General features: G+C 45.1%; 15 protein-coding genes. 11 read left to right on the top strand and 4 right to left on the bottom strand.

What is annotated here, in order from left to right:
- The first annotated feature begins 91 nt into the window (after nucleotides 1-91).
- Complete coding sequence (locus AC23N5_RS22420; RefSeq protein ID WP_183973830.1) at nucleotides 92-541, top strand: DUF5606 family protein; 450 nt, start codon at nucleotides 92-94, stop codon at nucleotides 539-541.
- Between the two features lie 64 nt (nucleotides 542-605).
- The gene (locus AC23N5_RS22415) at nucleotides 606-2489 is read left to right on the top strand and encodes a heparinase II/III family protein (protein ID WP_487757339.1); all 1884 of its coding nucleotides are present in this window, start codon (nucleotides 606-608) and stop codon (nucleotides 2487-2489) included.
- A gap of 118 nt (nucleotides 2490-2607) precedes the next feature.
- Here the strand turns inward: AC23N5_RS22415 and porV are convergent, their stop codons facing one another.
- The 3 genes from porV to AC23N5_RS22400 all read right to left on the bottom strand — a co-directional run bounded on the left by porV (nucleotide 2608) and on the right by AC23N5_RS22400 (nucleotide 7930).
- On the bottom strand, nucleotides 2608-3819 hold the full coding sequence (gene porV / locus AC23N5_RS22410) for a type IX secretion system outer membrane channel protein PorV (RefSeq protein ID WP_487757338.1): 1212 nt from the start codon (nucleotides 3817-3819) through the stop codon (nucleotides 2608-2610).
- An 84-nt stretch (nucleotides 3820-3903) separates the two neighbouring features.
- Nucleotides 3904-7278 (bottom strand): type IX secretion system sortase PorU, encoded by a 3375-nt coding sequence (gene porU, locus AC23N5_RS22405; protein WP_487757337.1) that lies wholly within the window; start codon nucleotides 7276-7278, stop codon nucleotides 3904-3906.
- 40 nt (nucleotides 7279-7318) lie between these two features.
- Nucleotides 7319-7930 (bottom strand): sprT domain-containing protein, encoded by a 612-nt coding sequence (locus AC23N5_RS22400; RefSeq protein WP_310586990.1) that lies wholly within the window; start codon nucleotides 7928-7930, stop codon nucleotides 7319-7321.
- Between the two features lie 122 nt (nucleotides 7931-8052).
- On the opposite strand from AC23N5_RS22400, the gene AC23N5_RS22395 reads away from it, so the two are divergent.
- From AC23N5_RS22395 to AC23N5_RS22375, 5 genes are all read left to right on the top strand, one after another.
- On the top strand, nucleotides 8053-8727 hold the full coding sequence (locus tag AC23N5_RS22395; protein ID WP_229601323.1) for a ClpP family protease: 675 nt from the start codon (nucleotides 8053-8055) through the stop codon (nucleotides 8725-8727).
- 111 nt (nucleotides 8728-8838) lie between these two features.
- Nucleotides 8839-9570: a hypothetical protein gene (locus AC23N5_RS22390; protein ID WP_487757336.1), complete on the top strand. Its 732-nt coding sequence runs from the start codon at nucleotides 8839-8841 to the stop codon at nucleotides 9568-9570.
- A 152-nt stretch (nucleotides 9571-9722) separates the two neighbouring features.
- Entirely contained in the window at nucleotides 9723-11300 is a 1578-nt protein-coding gene (locus tag AC23N5_RS22385; protein ID WP_487757335.1) for an NFACT RNA binding domain-containing protein, read from the top strand.
- A 77-nt stretch (nucleotides 11301-11377) separates the two neighbouring features.
- Nucleotides 11378-11572, top strand: a complete 195-nt coding sequence (locus AC23N5_RS22380) for a hypothetical protein (protein WP_487757334.1) — start codon at nucleotides 11378-11380, stop codon at nucleotides 11570-11572.
- On the top strand, nucleotides 11556-11981 hold the full coding sequence (locus AC23N5_RS22375) for a putative toxin-antitoxin system toxin component, PIN family (RefSeq protein ID WP_487757333.1): 426 nt from the start codon (nucleotides 11556-11558) through the stop codon (nucleotides 11979-11981). The genes AC23N5_RS22380 and AC23N5_RS22375 overlap by 17 nt, the downstream gene beginning before the upstream one ends.
- A gap of 25 nt (nucleotides 11982-12006) precedes the next feature.
- Here the strand turns inward: AC23N5_RS22375 and AC23N5_RS22370 are convergent, their stop codons facing one another.
- Entirely contained in the window at nucleotides 12007-13158 is a 1152-nt protein-coding gene (locus tag AC23N5_RS22370; protein ID WP_487757332.1) for a LacI family DNA-binding transcriptional regulator, read from the bottom strand.
- A 339-nt stretch (nucleotides 13159-13497) separates the two neighbouring features.
- On the opposite strand from AC23N5_RS22370, the gene AC23N5_RS22365 reads away from it, so the two are divergent.
- The 4 genes from AC23N5_RS22365 (at nucleotide 13498) to uxuA (ending at nucleotide 18553) form a co-directional block, all read left to right on the top strand.
- Nucleotides 13498-14904: a Gfo/Idh/MocA family protein gene (locus AC23N5_RS22365; RefSeq protein ID WP_487757331.1), complete on the top strand. Its 1407-nt coding sequence runs from the start codon at nucleotides 13498-13500 to the stop codon at nucleotides 14902-14904.
- A gap of 151 nt (nucleotides 14905-15055) precedes the next feature.
- Nucleotides 15056-16222, top strand: a complete 1167-nt coding sequence (locus tag AC23N5_RS22360) for a Gfo/Idh/MocA family protein (RefSeq protein ID WP_487757330.1) — start codon at nucleotides 15056-15058, stop codon at nucleotides 16220-16222.
- 49 nt (nucleotides 16223-16271) lie between these two features.
- Nucleotides 16272-17171 (top strand): DUF6807 domain-containing protein, encoded by a 900-nt coding sequence (locus AC23N5_RS22355; protein WP_487757329.1) that lies wholly within the window; start codon nucleotides 16272-16274, stop codon nucleotides 17169-17171.
- Between the two features lie 155 nt (nucleotides 17172-17326).
- Nucleotides 17327-18553: a mannonate dehydratase gene (uxuA, locus tag AC23N5_RS22350; protein ID WP_487757328.1), complete on the top strand. Its 1227-nt coding sequence runs from the start codon at nucleotides 17327-17329 to the stop codon at nucleotides 18551-18553.
- The last annotated feature ends 73 nt before the right edge of the window (nucleotides 18554-18626 follow it).

The following is an 18626-nucleotide window of genomic DNA, read 5'->3' as shown; positions in this document are numbered from 1 at the left end:
AGCAGCCGGCGACTTTCGTGTTTTTCAAGAAAAAGCATTACTTTTGTGCCCTAATTCTGAAAAATAACTACGCAAAAATCATTTGTAAGATATGGAATTGTTGAAAGAGATTGCCAACTTCTCGGGTAAGTCGGGCTTGTATCGCATCCTAAAACCAGGACGCGGAGGAGTAATCGTAGAAAGTTTGGACGCAAAGCGTGAAAAATCAATGATTGGAGCTTCGGCGCGCGTTTCTGTGTTGAAAGATATTTCCATCTTTATGGCAGATACAGACCAAGCGACGCCCCTTGCTACTGTTTTTGAAAATATTCACAGCAAATACCAAGGCGAAACCCTTGACGCTAAAGCCATGTCAGATTACCAATTGGTGGACTTTATGACGTCGGTATTGCCAGGGTATGACACTGAGCGCGTGTATTTGTCGGATGTTCGTAAAATTATTTCTTGGTACAACATTCTTTTGGTTCAATTACCTCAAGTGTTTGAGCAAGCAGCCGAAGAACAACCAGCCGCCGAAGCAGCCGAAGAAGAAGCTAAGTAAGCGACTTTAGAAAAAACGTAGAAGCCGTGACATCCATCACGGCTTTTTCTTTTGAGGAATTTTTATGAAAAAAGTACTCAATATAGTAACCAACATGGGGCCGCGATACGTGGCCTTTCGCCTGTGGTACGAAGTCCGCCGCCGAACGGGCTTACTCAAAGCGGCTTTTCCTACGCAGCCCCCGTCGGAAGCCTATTCATCATTAGCTGCATGGAAAGAATTGCACGTGCGGTTTCTTTTTGAGGCGAAAGAAAGCTTAGCGGAGGGCATGAAGCTTTCGGAGGAGGAACGACAGAAATTGGTTGGCCAACTTAACGAATACCGACAAGGTCGCCTTTTGATGTTTAGTGCCACGTATTACGAAGTGACTGATTGGCTCACGAACCCTTCTAACTGCTACCGCTACGACGCCAACAAGCACTGGACAGACATTCCTGATTTGTCGCCCATAGCGGGAGATATTAAATACGTTTGGGAAAAATCACGATTTGCGTTTTTGTATCCGTTGATTCGCGGTGATTTTCATTTGGGAGAAAACAATGCCGAAACTGTTTTTCAAGAAATAGAAAACTGGATAGACGCCAATCCAATCAACTGCGGACCTAACTGGCGTTGTAGCCAAGAGATTTCGCTGCGGGTGTTGAACTGGACTTTTGCGCTACATTATTATAAAAATTCATCGGCGCTGACGGAAGCTCGTTTTGAGAAAATAATGCACGTGTTGTACTGGCAAATGCGGCACGTAGAAGAGAATATCCATTTTTCACGCATTGCCGTACGTAATAACCACGCCATTACCGAAACGTTGGCTTTGTACCTTGTGGGACTTTTGTACCCGTTTTTTCCCGAGGCACCGCGCTGGAAACAACGTGGAAAAAAATGGTTTGAAGAAGAAATAGCTTACCAAATCTACGAAGACGGTACATTCCTACAGTTTTCGATGAATTACCATCGCGTTGTGATTCAGTTGCTTACGTGGGCAATTCGTTTGAGTGAACTCAATGGCGAATTTTTTTCAGAACGGGTGTACCACCGTGCCAAAGCGTCGTTGCAGTTTCTACGAGTGTGCCAAGATACCCAAACGGGCTGGTTGCCCAATTATGGCAACAACGATGGCGCGTTGTTTTTCCCCCTCAATGCGGCGCACTACCGCGACTACCGCCCGCAATTGTCGGCGCTGGAAGCAGCATTGGGCGTTCCAACTCAAATGATGGAAGACTGCTTTTGGTTTGGAATAACTACGATTTTACCACTCACTCAAAAACCGTTTACAGGTACTTCTTCCTTTGAAAAAGGAGGTTACTACGTCGTACGCGATGTGGATGAGAGTGTGACGTTTATTCGATGTGGAGCGTACAAAGACCGCCCTTTTCAGGCAGATAACCTGCATTTAGATATGTGGGTCAACGGTCAAAATCTATTGCGCGATGCGGGCTCGTACTTGTACAATACCGATGAAAAATGGGTGCGTTATTTTGCTGGAACGGCTTCGCATAATACCGTGATGCTCGGAACCTACGACCAAATGCTAAAAGGCCCTCGCTTTGTATGGTATAACTGGGTGAAAAAAGCCGCAGCTTCATGGGAACAACGAGATGAAACATGGATTTTTGAGGGACAAATAGAAGCTTTTGCGCAGGTTGGAAAAGGCATTATCCACCGTAGAAAAGTTCAGAAAAAACAAGGGGAATTGGTTTGGGTAATCGAAGATTGGCTAGAAAATGCACCTGCCGACCTACCCATGTATCAAATTTGGCATCCGTCGGAGGTAGCTGAAAACAGCGTTGAGTTGACGGCTTTTGATAAACAGGGAAATCCATTGGCCATTTTGAAGGAAGAGGGATGGTACTCAGGTTTTTACGGCAAAAAAGAAGCGTGTAAACGCTGGGTAATAAGTCATTCGGAGCATTACATCAAGACAGAAATTCTCGTCGAGAGCGGGTTGTAGCAACCGTGCTGAGGGTTGCTCACAACCCGAATTCTGCGCAGAAGCTTGTTCATAGCCTGAAAAAAAGAAGCCGCTTACGAAATCTCGTAAGCGGCTTCTTTTTGGAAAACGAGGACGATTAATTCTCGCTTTCGTTGTTATCAATCACCATGTCGGCGGCTTTTTTAAACATATCTACGATGAGCGACACGCGGAAGGTATTGGCCAATGGGCTACCTTGTGTTTGCGGCATCAAGTAGGCGAAGTCGATACCATAGCGTTGTTGAATACGAGCCCCAAAACCAACAGTGAAATACTTGCGATTTCCTTTGGTTCTAGCTTCATTGAAATAACCCGCCCGTACGGCAAAAACTTCATTGTACCAATACTCAGCTCCTGCCGAAATCATGAACTCACGAAGTTCTTCGCTTGCACCACCTGGAGCATCCGAAAACGAGCTGAACATAGCGGCAATACTACTACGGTTGGGGTCTTTGCCAGCCGTGATTTTACCCGACGCATCACGAATTGGAGGCGTTGGAATCATCAACTTGTTCAGATCCATGGTAAACGTAACCTTGTTGTATGGGTCGATGTGGCGAGTTGCTGCTCCACCAAACTTAAATGTGGTAGGAATAAAGCCACTGTCAGTACCGCCATAGTTTACTTTACCCCCAATGTTCTGAAGCATCAAGCCAAACGAATATCCCCAGCCAGCACCAGTACCTTCGTCGATATTTTCAGTTTGGTAAAAGGCGCTCAAGTCACCCGCAGCAGTTGTACCAGGCTTGAGGGCAGAGTTACCCATTACCTGAACTCCTCCTCCGAGGTTGGAGTTGATGTATTTAAGGTTCAACCCCATCGAAAACTTATCAGTAAGCTTGCGTGAGTAAGCTACCGAAGCAAAAAATTCGTTGGAATAATAATTGCCAAGCAAGGTGCCAAAGCTGTTACGCGCTTGAAACATGCCGTGGTCAAAATACATAAGGCTGACACCCACAGCCTGATTTTTGCCAATTTTTTTGAAGCCAGACAGATACGCAAAATACATATCTTCAGTTACGTTGCGAAGCCATGGCGTATATGAAAAAGAGACTCCGTAGTTTTTGGTTGCTTGAGCCAATTTAGCCGCACCCCAGTACATAGCATTTGCATCTGGACTAAGTGCCGCACCTGCATCTCCCAACGCGGCGCTACGAGCATCAGGGGTAAAAGCAGCGAAGGGAACCGACGAAATTACTGGATTGATACCAGAACTGTCTTGGCCTGCGGTTGTTGTACCTTGAGCTGATGAAATGAAAGAAATACAGAGACCCACCAAAGTGACGACGGGAGAGGTTTTTCTTAGCATAAGGAAATGGAAGAAATGTGACTGTGTCAAGAGACGTACATTTATTTTAAAACACGCAAAGATAGTAATTCCTATTTTCAAAATCTATTTTGGTTTTATTAACTTACCACCCACGGTTTGAGTCTGTTGGCGAGTAAGAGATTTCACAACGATTCGATACACATATACGCCAGCAGGTACAGGTTGGCGGTGTTGCGTAGCGGCGTTCCAAGTCATGGTGGTTAGGATAGCATCCGAATTGTAAATGGTCTGTGTTTCGCTCCGTACCAAATTCCCACTGACGTCGAAAATCGTTGTTGTTACTTCGACATCTTCTCCTTCATTGACCAACTCTATTTGTAGGGTGGCTTGTTCTACAAATGGATTTGGGTAGGCAATGACGCTTTTTACAATGGCCGATTCTTTGCCTACCTTAAAGCTTAACGTACCCTCACTCCAATTATTATATATATCGGCAACTTTTAAGCGAAGTACATAGTCACCCGCAGGGAGTTTTTTGAGTAAATAATTAACCCTGCCACTTTGATAACTGTCTTGATTTGCCGTAAAATAGTCGTTTACGAGTAGGGTCAATGTATCATTGAGGGTCAAACTGATGGGTTGAAGTAGATTAATGCCGCTGTCGTCCGTCAGCTGGGCAATGAGCAATGGACTATCATCTAGTTGGCTGCCTTCCACAAAATTTTGGTCGTTGAGGTAAAGCTGAACCACGGGCGGCTTGGTATCGGGGTTAGAAAGTGCAGTGCCACCAACCCACACTTGGTTGGTACCTCCCATGGCATCGGCGCTCGTGTCGGCTTTGATGGCATAGACTTGTATTAGCCCATTCCCAAGTTTTGTGTCAATGTTTTTGGGTACGACAAAATCGACGACAAACAAGCCATTTTTAACACTTACTTTCCCTTCAAAAATTTTGCTTTTAAACTGCTTATAAGGCATCTTGGCGTCTTCGGTACCGAGTGTCATTAGCTGATTTTCTTTGTCATAGACACTGATGCTTGCCACTCCATTGAAATCGTTTACAAGGACATTCCCAACTTTAATTTGACCACTAATGCGCGCCTTCCCGCCCGCTTTTAGGGTATCTTTCGTTGTTATTTCTACGTCATAGTCGGGGTAATTGAGGCGTAAAGAAGGGTCGCCTAGGAGCGTAAAGTTTCGGTTAAAAACGCCGCTAAAGCTTTTATTTTTGGTCATTCGCATCAAATCTCCCAAGCGCGGTACATCCCCGCTGGTACGTTCGAGCGCGCTTTCGTAAAATGCTTCATTCAATAAAAAATTGGTACTGGCATACACTGGTCGTGCGGTGGTCAGCATGGCAATGGCGCCGCCTCTTGGACTCAAAACGGCCAATTCAGCACCCGAAACTTCGCCTGGGTTGTCATACCGTCCAAATTCACAAGTGGCTGTAATCATCAAAGGTAAATTGTCAAGATTGCGCCAGTTAAGGATGTTTTGAAGTGTAACAATCTGTTCGTCAGCCCAAATGGAAATGCCGCCGTGACCCGTGTAATTCATAATTAAAACGCCTTCGTCAATCAATCGGTCGATGGTTTTGTTTGCTTCAGGGGCGTGAATGGGCGTGCCAATTTGGGGAAATGCATCGACATAGACTTTTTGAAGTTCGTAAGAGGCCGTCTTCGAGGCAATTTGCGTCGATAAGTTTTCAGCATCTTGTTGGTGTAAGTTGGCATCGCCGTCGTCGGCTACAAAGGCGATTTTTTGCCGCCATTTTCCACGCCCGCGTTTGGCTACATAACGGATCAATTTATCCACTGCCGTTTCGGCTTCGGCAGTAGTTTTGACGGGCAACCGACCCACGCCAATGTCGAGTAAATGATTTCCGCTAAAATCCTCAATCCATTCTCCATCGGTAGGTTTAAGAAACCCAAAATAGTCGTCGGACGTAAAACTCAGCACAGGATGCCCCGACTCGCGGCTTTCGTAGGATGGTACAAAATAGGTCATCTCAAGCGGAGAAAACGCTTTGAGGTTGTTTTTATAATCATACGTTGCATCACCAAAAAGCAACAAATACTTGAGGGTATTGGGCTGGCGGTTGTTCAAAAACTTGGCATAATCGCGAATGGCGGTCGGGTCAGCTTGTCCCGACGCAAACTCGTTATAGACTTGATTAGTGGTAACGACGATGACTTCCAAACCATCGTTTTGACGGCGAAAAGTAGCAAGCCGTTGTGCTTGTTTAAGCCAGATGGGGGACGTGATGATGAGTAAGTTAGGAGTTGAAAGAGCGCGAAGATTCTGGTTGGAAACAGCTTGTGCAGAAATTGGAGTCAACAATTGTGTTTCCGAAAAAGCCACAAACCGACGAAATATTTTTCCTGAAGTACCAAAAATAGCCTCTGTTCCCGATAAGCGAAACGATTGAGTGGCAGGTCGTTGTGGGTTGGTGACATCCCAAAGTTGCATTTGAGCATTGGCCTGACTTATCTGATAGCGAACTGAATCTTGGGTTAACGAAGCAAGGGATTGAAAAACAGTGGGTTGGGTGTATAAACGAAGGCTACGCTGAATTTGCAATCCAAAAAAATCTAAATACCCTTCGGCATTGGCTTGTCCTGCTTTATCGAAGGTCAGGGAGGTAGTGACTCGCGTGGTTGCGTTTGAAAGTTGTCCATCGTAGGTTTTTTGGGTTCGCAAACCTTTGGAATCGTAGCGATAAGTTGTGACCGTTCCCATGGTTTGTTCGCCTAAGGTTTGCCCATTGATTCCCACCACAAATTTGGTCGTGACTTGCGCGGCGGCTACGCTGGCGACCGTCACTTTAACGGGGCTGTTAGGAAGTAAACCTTCCAAATCGGCCGAAAAATCTTGACGTGTTTGATTGCCAAAATACTCACCCCACCACTCTCGTCCCGATTGCACCCGATTATAAATTTCACTTTCCCGAAAAACGTAATCGTCAAAGGTAGTTTGTATCGCTCCCGAATTTCCTGAGGGATAGGTCGATAGTCGAAGCCCCGCTTGGGTAGCGTCTAGTTGTAAAAAGTAAAAAGTAGTGTCGGCGTAGAGATTGAGCTGGTGTTCAAGGCGTTTTTCGGCTGTATTGTAGCGAATTTCGTGCGGACTTTGCCCCCAAAACCAAAGTGCGTCACCTTCGTCAAATTTGCCATCGTTTTCTCCCTTAACGAAAACAGCATTTTCGGTTAAATCGCTTGCCCTGTTTTGGGCGTTTGATTGAGGAAGCATATAGCCACCGTTTCCAAATAGGCGAAGGTTTTTTGGGTTAATATCGCTAGTGGCAATCCCCAGTTTTTTGAGAAATGGCGCATCAATTCGATACACGCCTGTTTGCGTTACCCCAATTTTGAACCACTTTCCAGTAGCAAGTACCGAACTCTGATTTTGCCCCCAACTTGTCGTAGTCAATAAGAGTAAGAATAGGAGGAACGCGCTTAGCACCTTTCCAATAAAGCGATATGTGAGTAAAAGTTTCACGAATAAGATGCTGCTTTTGTATATCGTTTCTCAAAGACAACTACAGCCGCTCCACCCAAGCATGGGCTGCGACCAAGTATTTTTTTTGCGAGGTTTTCTCTATACAAACGATGCGAGTGCGGCGCTGCGTGCCTCGGATAAAGACTTTTTGCTGTAATCGAAACGCCTGCCCTTCTGACAACTCACTTACCATGACCAAATCCGAATGCGGGGCATCCACGTTTTTAATGGCTTGCATGAGGGGTAAGAATGTCCCCGTAGAGGCGGTTGGATTATGGGAATATAGCGTAAGCGGGGACAAAATCGACGTGGGAAACGTTTGTTCGTTCAGGGTAGGCAGCAATAAAGCACGAAAATGTGTTTTCCACGCTTTTCCGTGCGGAGGTTGGCGGCGTTTGTACGAACGATACACTTCAAGGTGGGCGATTTCGTGAAGGTAAGTGATGAGGAAATTGTAAGGGTTGAGGTTGTTATTGACCGTAATTCGCTCACGTTGATTGGGTTTTGCCGTAAAATCGCCCAAACGGGTATGTCGAGGGCGAGTCACCACAAAATCAAACTGATAACGTTCCCATAGGTCGTAGCAATAAGCTACAGAAGGGGCTGGAACATGACGTTCCAGGATGTTCCACATCGCTAATCTCGCTTCCACCGATAATTTGTTGGTTAAACCGACTACAATCAAACGCTAAATTCTGCATTTTTGCCTGCCGAACCAAGCGTTTGCGTTTTATGTTCAGTAAACACAAAATAAACATATAAAGTTAAGTTACCATGAATCACGGACAAGAATTTAGAAAGTACGCAGTAAAACACCTCGGCATGAATGGCCTTACGGTAGATGGATACATGAACCATACCGTTGAAAATATGACCCGCGCTATCATCGAAGAGCGCCCCATGAACTTCCGTGAAGTAGATGTATTTTCGCGTTTGATGGCCGACCGTATCATTTTCTTTGGTATGCCTGTCGATGACCAAATTGCGAACATCGTAGTAGCGCAATTGTTGTTTTTGGAATCGGCTGATCCTAAGAAAGATATTTTGATGTATATCAACAGCCCAGGTGGTTCGGTATATGCAGGTTTGGGTATTTATGACACGATGCAGTACGTTCGTCCCGACGTAGCCACGGTATGTACAAGCCTCGCGGCGTCGATGGGAGCGGTACTGTTGGCGGGTGGTGCAGCTGGCAAGCGTGCGGCACTTCCACACGCTCGTATCATGATTCACCAGCCGTCGGGTGGTGCGCAAGGCCAATCGGTTGACATTGAAATCACAGCCCGCGAAATTGTGAAATTACGTGGTGAGTTGTACGAAATTTTGGCCAACCACACAGGACAAACAATCGAAACCATCGAAAGAGACTCTGATCGCGACAAGTGGATGCGCGCCGAAGAAGCAAAAGCGTACGGTCTTATCGACGAAGTTTTGGTAAGAGATAAATAAGCTAACCTCTTTGTAATGAACGCCAGTGGGTTGTAAGCCTACTGGCGTTTTTTTGTTTTTAAGGGTTAGTATTACTTACTTTGGTTACCTTCTGGTTTTAAGAGCAAGTAAATGTCAAAGAAAAATAAAAAAATTAGGACAAATCATCGCTTTTTAGATGAGGCGGGAGATACCACTTTTTATGCAAAAGGGCGCCGTTCAATTATCGGAACAGATAATCCCTTTTTTGAACTACCTAGCATCATCAAGAAGAAGAACTCTGAAGGAGGTTATTATTTCCATGCAACAGATGATGTGCCAGAAGTGAGATTTGAGTTTTTTAAATTTATAAACAGCATTGGTTGTTCATTTGAAGCCGTCGTTGGCCGAAAAAATATTGAACGGTATGAAACAAAACACAAAGGCAAGGAGGAGTATTTCTACGCGGACTTACTTTCACACTTATTGAAAAACAAACTGTCGAAAGGGGAGAAGATGGTGCTTCACATTTCTGAGAGAGGAAAAAGTACGAAAAATGCCAACTTGGATTTGTCCCTAAAAAAAGCAATTCAAAGGTACCACAAGGCCAAGGGCGAAACGAAAGAAATTACTACAGAAGTATTATTTAACGTAAATTATCCCACAAAAGACCCGCTTCTCAATATTGCAGACTACTTTTGCTGGGCTATTCAGAGAGTTTTTGAGCGAGGGGAAATGCGTTATTATAACTTTTTAAAGGAAAAAATATCCCTAGTGATTGATGTGTACGACAGTAGTGCTTATAACTCAGGGAAATGGGAGAATTACTATACGCCAAAAAATCCTTTAACAATCAAAAATAAAATAAGCCCACCTTTGCACTAATCTTGAAAAGTTTCAAGAAACGACATGGAGTCGGCGTTCATGCAAGGCAGACCTACAGTACAAAGGTAAATAAAAATAGTTTTTTTGTCAAAAGTTTCACGTTTTTATTGTGTTTGAAATCAATGAATTAACGCCGTGAAACACAAATTGAGATGTATCAGAATTATCATTTTTTACGGCAGTTGAGCCAAGCGTTGCGGCCGTTGGTGGTTGGGTTGAAGTTCATGGAATGTTTCAGCCAAGAGAAAGACGAGTTAGTGATTGTCTTGGCGCACGCCCGAGGCAAAAACAACTATTATCGCCCGTTTTTTCTTCGTGCTACCCTGCGTCCCGACTTTGCCTGCCTGCATTTTCCCGAAGATTTTAGCCGCGCTCGCCACAACAGCGTCGATTTGTTTGAGACATTGTATGATTTGGAAGTAGTTGATGTTCGGCAGTTTAAAAACGAACGAGCCTTTGGGTTGGTGCTGGAAAATAATTACACCTTGGTGTTTAAACTTTTCGGAAATCGTTCCAATGCGGTGTTGTTTCAAGAAGAGGCCGTGATTGATGTGTTTCATTACAAACTCGTGTCAGATAATAACTTGCAACTAGCAAAACTCGACCGCGAACTCGACCAATCTTGGGAGGCATTTGAAGCGGCAGGGCACGACCATCGGAAGCTATTTCCGACTTTTGGAAAGGAAGTAAATGCGTATTTAGAGCAGCAGTCAGCACTCAGTAGTCAGCCGTCAGTTGGCTTAGAAAAGTGGACATTGATTCAAGACGTGCTTCAGAAGCTAGAGCAGCCAACGTATTACATTTCTACGTGGCAGTACCAAATTACGTTTTCGTTAGTGCCGCTGGGCGAGGTCATTCGCAGTCATACCGACCCGATTGAGGCCCTCAACGATTTTTATACTACTTACAATCGGATTGGGGTCATTTCCAAAGAAAAATCGGAAGCGGTTCGGGTGCTTCAAAAGCGCATTCAACGCACCGAAAATTATTTGGAAGAAGCCTTTCAAAAACTGGTAACGGTGGATGGTGATGTGAAAAATGAGGAAATTGGGCATATTTTGATGGCCAATCTTCACCAAATTCCCGAGCGTGCCGAGCGAGTTACCTTATTTGATTTTTACCGAGATAGAGACATTGACATCAAACTCAAGTCTGACCTTTCGCCCCAACGAAATGCCGAAACGTATTACCGAAAGGCAAAAAACGAACGGATTGAAATTGATAAACTGCAAGAAAACATTGCGTTGCGTGAGGGTGAATTGGAAGACTTAAAGAGTCATTTACAAGAAATAGAGGCATTTGAATCGTTGAAGTTGCTGCGTAAGTATTTGAAAAACAATAGCCTGCTGACCGATGCTCCCATCCTTTCGCCCACCCAGTTATTCAAACATACTGAGTTTGAAGGCTACGTGATTTTGATTGGAAAAAATGCCAAAAACAACGATTTGTTGACCAAAAAATACGCTTACAAAGAAGATTTGTGGTTGCACGCCCGCGACGTATCGGGCTCGCACGTGGTCATCAAGTACAAGGCGGGGCGAAAAATCCCGAACAGTGTCATCGAACGCGCGGCGCAGTTGGCGGCTTGGTATTCAAAGCGGCGAACGGAAACGCTTTGTCCTGTGATAGTTACTCCCAAAAAGTTTGTGCGTAAGCCCAAGGGATTGCCAGAAGGTGAAGTCGTGCTGGACAAAGAAGAAGTCGTGATGGTGGAGCCGCGGGGGTTATAACGTGGGTGGTTTGATAATTGGGGTAGAAAATGATATTTTTGTTTAGGTATGATCTAAGGCAGAAAGAAATGAAGGCAATGACACAAGTTGAATTTATACAAACATTCAATGCTTTTTCGGCAAAAGAAAGATTGGCAATTGCAAAAAAAATCCAGTTACAAATGGCAGATGAGCTGTTTGACGAACTAGATGCCGAGTTGCCAGATATGGATATTTCAACAGCTGAGATTCAGAAGGAGATAAAAGCATTCCGTAATGCGAAAAAAAATTAGGGTTGTAGTTGATGCTAACTGGTATATTTCGGCTTGCATCAGTAAAAATTCTCGTAGGACGCTATATTACAGGGTTTTTAGAAATCCACATCTTCAGGTGTATTACTCCAAAGAGCTGGTACATGAGTTTGAAGGGGTGATTTCGAGAAAGAAATTTTCAAAAATTATCCTACCAAACCAAGTAATTAGATTTATCGCTCTAGCAACATTGTTTTTAAAGGAAGTAAAGATTTCCTCAATTCCTTCTGTAGTAAGGGATGCAAATGATGACTATTTACTAGGAATATGTGATGCTTGTGATGCTCATTTTTTAGTGACAGGGGATGATGATTTACTGAGTTTAGAGACGTATCAAAATACTACGATTGTCTCCATGGGCCAATTTATCAAGTTATTGGCCATACTTTGACGATACATTTTGTGGCGTTTGTGGTTTACCGCCGCATCGACGATTGTCTAATGCGCAATTCTCCTCGCATTTTTTTTGTAATAGGGCTAAAGGTATCGCGGTGAATGATGTTGTCAATCAACAATGACGCCGCCGTTTCGCCCATTTCAAACGGAAAAAGGTGAAAGACCGTCAATGAAGGCTCAATCAGTTCGGCAATGAGTTCATCCCCAAAACCTACCACGGCGATTTCGGTGGGAATTTGAATTTTACGACGTTTGAGTTCGACCAAAAGTTCAATGGCATTGCCGTAATGAATGGCAAAAATCCCGTCGGGAGGTTCTGGAAGTGAAAGCCAATGGTTAAGCGCTGTCAACGACTCGCTTTGCTTAAATTCAGTGTGATAAATCAGGGTGTCATCCAGAGGAAGCCCGTAGTGGCACAGTGCGGCTTTGTAGCCTTCCAAACGCGTTTGGCTGATTAATAATTGGGGCGGTCCTGCACAAACGGCAATTCTCCGACAACCCTGCTGGATGAGGTGCTCGACCAACGCAAAACTTCCTTCAAAGTCTTCTTGAACCACTTTGGCCGTTTCCACTTCGTTGCAAACGCGGTCGAAGTGGACAATCGGAAGTCCTTTTTTGAGCTGCAAACGAATGTGTTCAAACGACGTTGTTTCTTTGGAATGACTGATTAATAGACCATCCACCCGACTGGCAATTAACGCCTGAACGTTGAGGGTTTCGGTCGAATGCGATTCGTTTGATTGACAAATCATGACGCGATAGCCAGCTTCCGTCGCCACGTTTTGAATCCCTGCCAACACCCCCGCAAAAAAAGGCCGTTCGATGTTGGGAATCACCACTCCAATCGTGTGGGTTTCGCCACGGTGAAGGCTCTGCGCCAGCAGGTTAGGTCGGTAATCCATTTCGTTCGCAACCCGTAGAATCTCTTGCCGCGTCAACGAATTGATGTCGGTGCTGCCATTTAGGGCCCGCGAGACAGTAGAAGGAGCTACGCCGAGCGACTTTGCAATGTCGATAATGGTGGTTTGGCGAGCGGCTTTCTGAGGGGAAGCTGCGGGTAATTCTACCGTAAAATGCACTTGGCACGTTTTACAATAAAACCGCTGACGCCCTCTTAAAAAACCAGCTTTCACTACTTCGGCTGCCGATTGGCATTGTCTGCACTCCACCATATAATTGTCTTTTTTTTAGTTAGCCGCAAAATGGGTCTAGCGATTACATTATAGCTGACGTTGTGGTTAAATACTTTAATTGCACAAAAATATATAAATTTAGTAATAAAAAATACCTATCGGTGGCGTTTTCGGAAACGTTTTCGATAGGTATTTTATGCTTTTTTTCAAAACAAGACAGTAAATAAGTTGGTGAAATGGGCTTGTTGTAGTAACATTAGCTTAGAATCAAACGAGCGCAATTTGCAACAAGCGTTTCTTTCTCAGTGCTTTTCTGTGTGGAATTGTACTTTTTTAGGAAGTAGATTTAGAAAATACCTTTATATCCCAAGCCTTTTTATGTCAACCACATCTCAACCCTCTGTTTCGAGAAGAAAATTTCTTGAACTGACTGCCAAAGGAGCGGCAGCATCAACGGTCATTGGCGTGCCAACGATTGTACCCGCTTCGGTTTTTGGTAAAAATGCCCCGAGTAACAAAATCAACATTGGCCAAATTGGTTGTGGGCGTATCGGCCGTGACCACGACATGGTCGGCACGATGCAGCACGATGCCGCACGGATGATTGCGGTGTGCGATTTGGATAAAAACCGTTTGGTGGATGGTAAAAAATTGGTTGAAAGTTATTATGCCAAAAAAACGGGCAATGCCAACTACGTGGACGCCAAAATGTACGACGATTACCGTGAAATGTTGCTCAATAAAGACATTGATGCGGTGATTATCAGTACACCCGACCACTGGCACTCGCAACCTGCGATTGAGGCGGCTTTGGCAGGAAAAGATGTGTATTTGCAAAAACCGACCTCGTTGACCATTGCGGAAGGACGAATGTTGAGCGATATTATTCAGAAAAAAGGTACGGTGCTTCAGGTGGGTACGCAACAACGCTCATCTCCGCAGTTTCGGATTGCTGCGGAGTTGGTTCGGAATGGTCGTATCGGAAAACTTCACACCGTAAAAGTGGGACTTCCAGGCGACCCATCAGGCCCCGCAGCACCTGCGATGCCTGTGCCTGCAGGCTTCAATTATGATATGTGGCTAGGCTCAACTCCTGAAGTTCCTTATACTGAGATAGGGGTGCATCCTCAAAAAGGCTACGGACGCCCAGGATGGTTGCGCCTTGAGCAGTATGGCGCGGGGATGATTACGGGTTGGGGGCAACACCACTTCGATTCGGCAGCGTGGGGAATGGATACCGAACTGACAGGCCCCATTTCGGTACAGGCCGTGGCGGAGTTTCCAAAATCAGGTTTGTGGAACGTTCACGGCGACTTTATGGTGAAGGCCGAATACGCCAACGGCATCACGATGTACACCAGCGGAGGCTTCCCGAACGGTATTCGTTACGAAGGAACTGAAGGTTGGATTTGGGTATCTCGCGGTGACTATGTGGCTTCGGCGAGCGACCCAGTATCGAGAGAAAAAAGTAGCAAAGCCCTTGATGCCAGCGATCCTAAGATTCTTACTTCGGTGATTGGCGAAAACGAAATTCACCTTTATAAAAGCGATGAGCAACACGGCAACTGGCTCGAATGTATCAAAACGCGCAAAGCACCGATTTCGCCCGTAGAAATTGGACACCGCGCTTGTTCGGTGTGCCTCATTAGCCACATTGCGATGAAATTGCCACGCAAATTGCAGTGGGATCCTAAAACCGAACGTTTTGTGAACGATAAAGAAGCCAACGCGATGTTGAGCCGTTCTCAGCGTAAGCCTTACGGAACTACAAACATCAAAATGTAACGTGCGTTGGGTTTCTCAAAACCCAATGTTTAAGCACCCAAAACATTGTAATGTGTGTCAGGTTTCTCAAAACCTGACTTTTTAAGCATAAAAAACATCATGTAATGTGCGTTGGGTTTCTCAAAACCCAACTGTTCAATCATCAAAAAATATGAAAAAGAAAACGAATCAACGCCGTACCTTTTTGAAAGAATCCATTGCTTCGGCCGCAGGAATGATGGCTTTACCGATGCTTCCTTCCATGGCTTACGGAAATATAATCACCGAGACGGTTGCCCCCATCGTTGTTCCTCAATACGATACATCGCGTATCAAATTTTCGGTTATTGGAATGAACCACGGCCATATTTATGGTCAGGTAGAGGCGGTAGTTCGTGGAGGCGGAGAACTGGTTTCGTTTTATGCCAAAGAACCTGATTTGGTAGCGGCGTTTGCGAAACGTTTCCCCAAGGCAAAACTGGCTTCAAGCGAAAAAGAAATCCTAGACGATAAATCTATTCAGTTGGTACTGAGTTCCATCATTGCCAACGAGCGTGCTCCGTTGGGGATTCGGGTGATGAAAAGCGGAAAGGATTATATGTCGGATAAACCTGGAATAACGACGCTTGAGCAACTGGCCGAAGTGCGCAAAGTGCAGAAACAAACGGGGCGTATTTATTCCATCATGTACAGCGAACGCCTCGAAAATAGAGCAACCGTAAAAGCGGGAGAACTGGTAAAAGCAGGAGCAATCGGTAAAGTCATTCAGACCATTGGAATGGGGCCACACCGCATGAATCCCAAAACGCGCCCTGAGTGGTTCTTTAACAAAGAACAGTTTGGCGGTATTATTTGCGACATTGCGTCTCACCAGTTTGACCAATTTTTATTTTTTACGGGTTCTACGCAGGGCGAAATTGTGGCTTCGCAAATTGGCAATACAAACCACCCTCAATACCCTAATTTTGAGGATTTTGGTGATGTGATGTTACGCGGAAACGGCGGGATGGGCTACATCCGCGTGGACTGGTTTACCCCCGACGGACTCAATACGTGGGGCGATGGCCGCTTGACGATTTTAGGAACGGAAGGCTTCATTGAAATTCGTAAGAACACTGACATTGGCGGCCGTTCGGGTGGGAATCACTTGTTTTTGGTGGATCAAAAAGAGACTCGATACATTGATTGTACGCAGCAAGATTTGCCTTATGGTCGCTTATTAGTGGACGACGTTTTGAACCGTACTGAAACGGCTATGTCGCAAGCTCATTGTCTTTTGGCAATGGAGTTGGCCATCAAAGCGCAGAAAAATGCCCAAAAAATTACCTTAACAAAGTAAAACCCAAACCTGTAAGGTTTCAAAAACCTTACAGGTTTACGCGATGAAAATGAAAAGTCCCCATTTCTACCAGTTTATAGCAGCATTTGTGTTGGTGAGTAGCGTAGCGATTTCCCAAACAAAAATCACTGCGACGAAGTACAATTCGAAGATTGATATTACGATTAATAATAACTTTTTCACGAGCTATATTTTTTCTCAGGACGAAAAATACCCCTTTTTCTTCCCCGTCAATGGCCCTTCAAATGCCAGTGTGACGTCGATGCGAAATGGAAATTATCCGCACCATAGCTCCTTGTTTTTTGGGTGCGACCGAGTCAACGATGGTAATTATTGGCAAGAAGGTTTAGAAAAAGGACAGATCATCGCCCTTCGCACCGACATTGTGCAGTCGGGGGGAGAAAAAGTAGTGATTGAAAATGAATGTATTTGGCGCCGTCCCAACGCCAATGCGCCCGTAAAAGACTTTAGAACCATCACCATTACCGCTCCCTCGAAAGATTTGTACCAAATTGATTTCGACGTGACGATGGAAATGCTCATGGACGTAACAATCTTGAAAACCAATCACTCGCTTTTTAGCGGACGAATGGATCCCGATTTGGCTGTCATCAACGGCGGAACGATGGTGAACGCTGAAGGGAATACGGGAGAAAAGGGCACATTTGGCGTGAAATCACCGTGGATTGACTGTTCAGGAAAACGAGGTGACAAAGTAGAAGGAATGACCATTATGCAGCATCCTTCAAACCCTTGGTATCCGTCGCCTTGGTTTACGCGTGACTACGGTTTCTTTTCTCCAACGCCCATGTATTGGCCGCAAGACGACAAAGCTACGGTCTTGAAAAAAGGGGAAAAGTTAGCGTTGCGTTACCGCGTTTTGGTACACGCTGGCGACCACAAAGCGGCCAACGTCGCTCAGTTATTTGAAAAATATAAAAGTGAGTAAACTTTGGTCAGACGGCAGTCAGACCACAACAAAGTAATCTTTCGGGTCTGACTATCGTCTGACCCGAGCAAAACAGGTGGTCAGACGGCAGTCAGACCACAACAAAGTAATCTTTCGGGTCTGACTGTCGTCTGACCCGAGCAAATACAATAGTTATGGCATTTATTCAAACTATGCGTTGGTTTGGCCCCAACGACCCCGTTTCGTTGATGGATATTCGTCAGGCAGGGTGTACGGGTGTGGTATCAGCGCTTCACCAAATCCCCGTCGGAGAAGTGTGGAGTGTGGAAGAAATCAAGCAACGCATTCAACTCATTGAAGCAGATAATCATCGCTATACCCGCCTTACGTGGGACGTAGTAGAAAGTTTGCCTGTTCACGAAGACATCAAAAAAGGACTTCCCAGCCGAGAAAAGTACATCGAAAACTACAAAATCTCGCTGCGCAATTTGGCCGCTTGTGGCATCAAAACCGTCTGTTACAACTTCATGCCCGTGCTCGATTGGTCGCGAACCAACTTGACTTATCAGATGCCTGATGGTTCATTGGCGCTGCGTTTTGTGTGGGAAGATTTTGCCGCTTTTGATTTATGTATTCTAAAACGACCCAATGCGGAAGCGGATTATTCAGAGGAAATTCAGGCCAAAGCCCGCGCTAAATTTGCGCAAATGAGTCCCGAGGAAGTCGCTACGTTGCAAAATACGGTGTTGCTGGGCTTGCCAGGCTCGAACGAAGCCTTTGAATTAGCCACGTTTCAAGGGTTGTTAAATAATTATAAACAAATAGGTGACAAAGAGTTACGTCAAAATCTTTACTATTTCATTCAGCAAGTTGCCCCTTTAGCGGAGGAAATAGGAGTCAATCTTTGTATTCACCCCGATGACCCACCGATGCCGCTGCTGGGCTTGCCGCGTGTGGTGAGTACCGAAAGTGATTTGGAACAATTGATGGCCGCCTGCGATGTACGGGCCAATGGAATTACGTTTTGCACAGGCTCGTTGGGAGTGCGTGCCGACAATGACCTAGCAGGAATCGCCGAGCGTTTTGGAAACCGAATTCATTTTGTGCATTTGCGGGCAACAAAGCGAGAGAAATCGCCTGATAATCAATTGATTTTTCACGAAGCCGACCACCTTACGGGTGATGTGGACATGTACGCGGTAGTGAAAGCGTTTGTGTTGGAAAGTAAAAAAAGGAACAAAGTGGGCTTGGAAGATGTCCAAATCCCGATGCGCCCCGACCACGGCCACCAGATGTTGGACGATTTGAATAAAACAGGTAAAAATAAATCTTATCCTGGGTATTCGGCGATTGGCCGACTGAAGGGATTAGCAGAATTGCGAGGCTTGGAAATGGCTATTGAAAAAGGGCTTATGCTTTAAATTACTTTCAGGTTTAGTGTATTGTTAACTACTACCCGCTGATTTCCGCCGATTGAAAGCCGCAGAGAAACGC

The sequence above is a fragment of the Runella sp. R5_40 genome (assembly GCF_057652295.1).
This window is presented reverse-complemented; position numbering and strand designations above follow the sequence as displayed.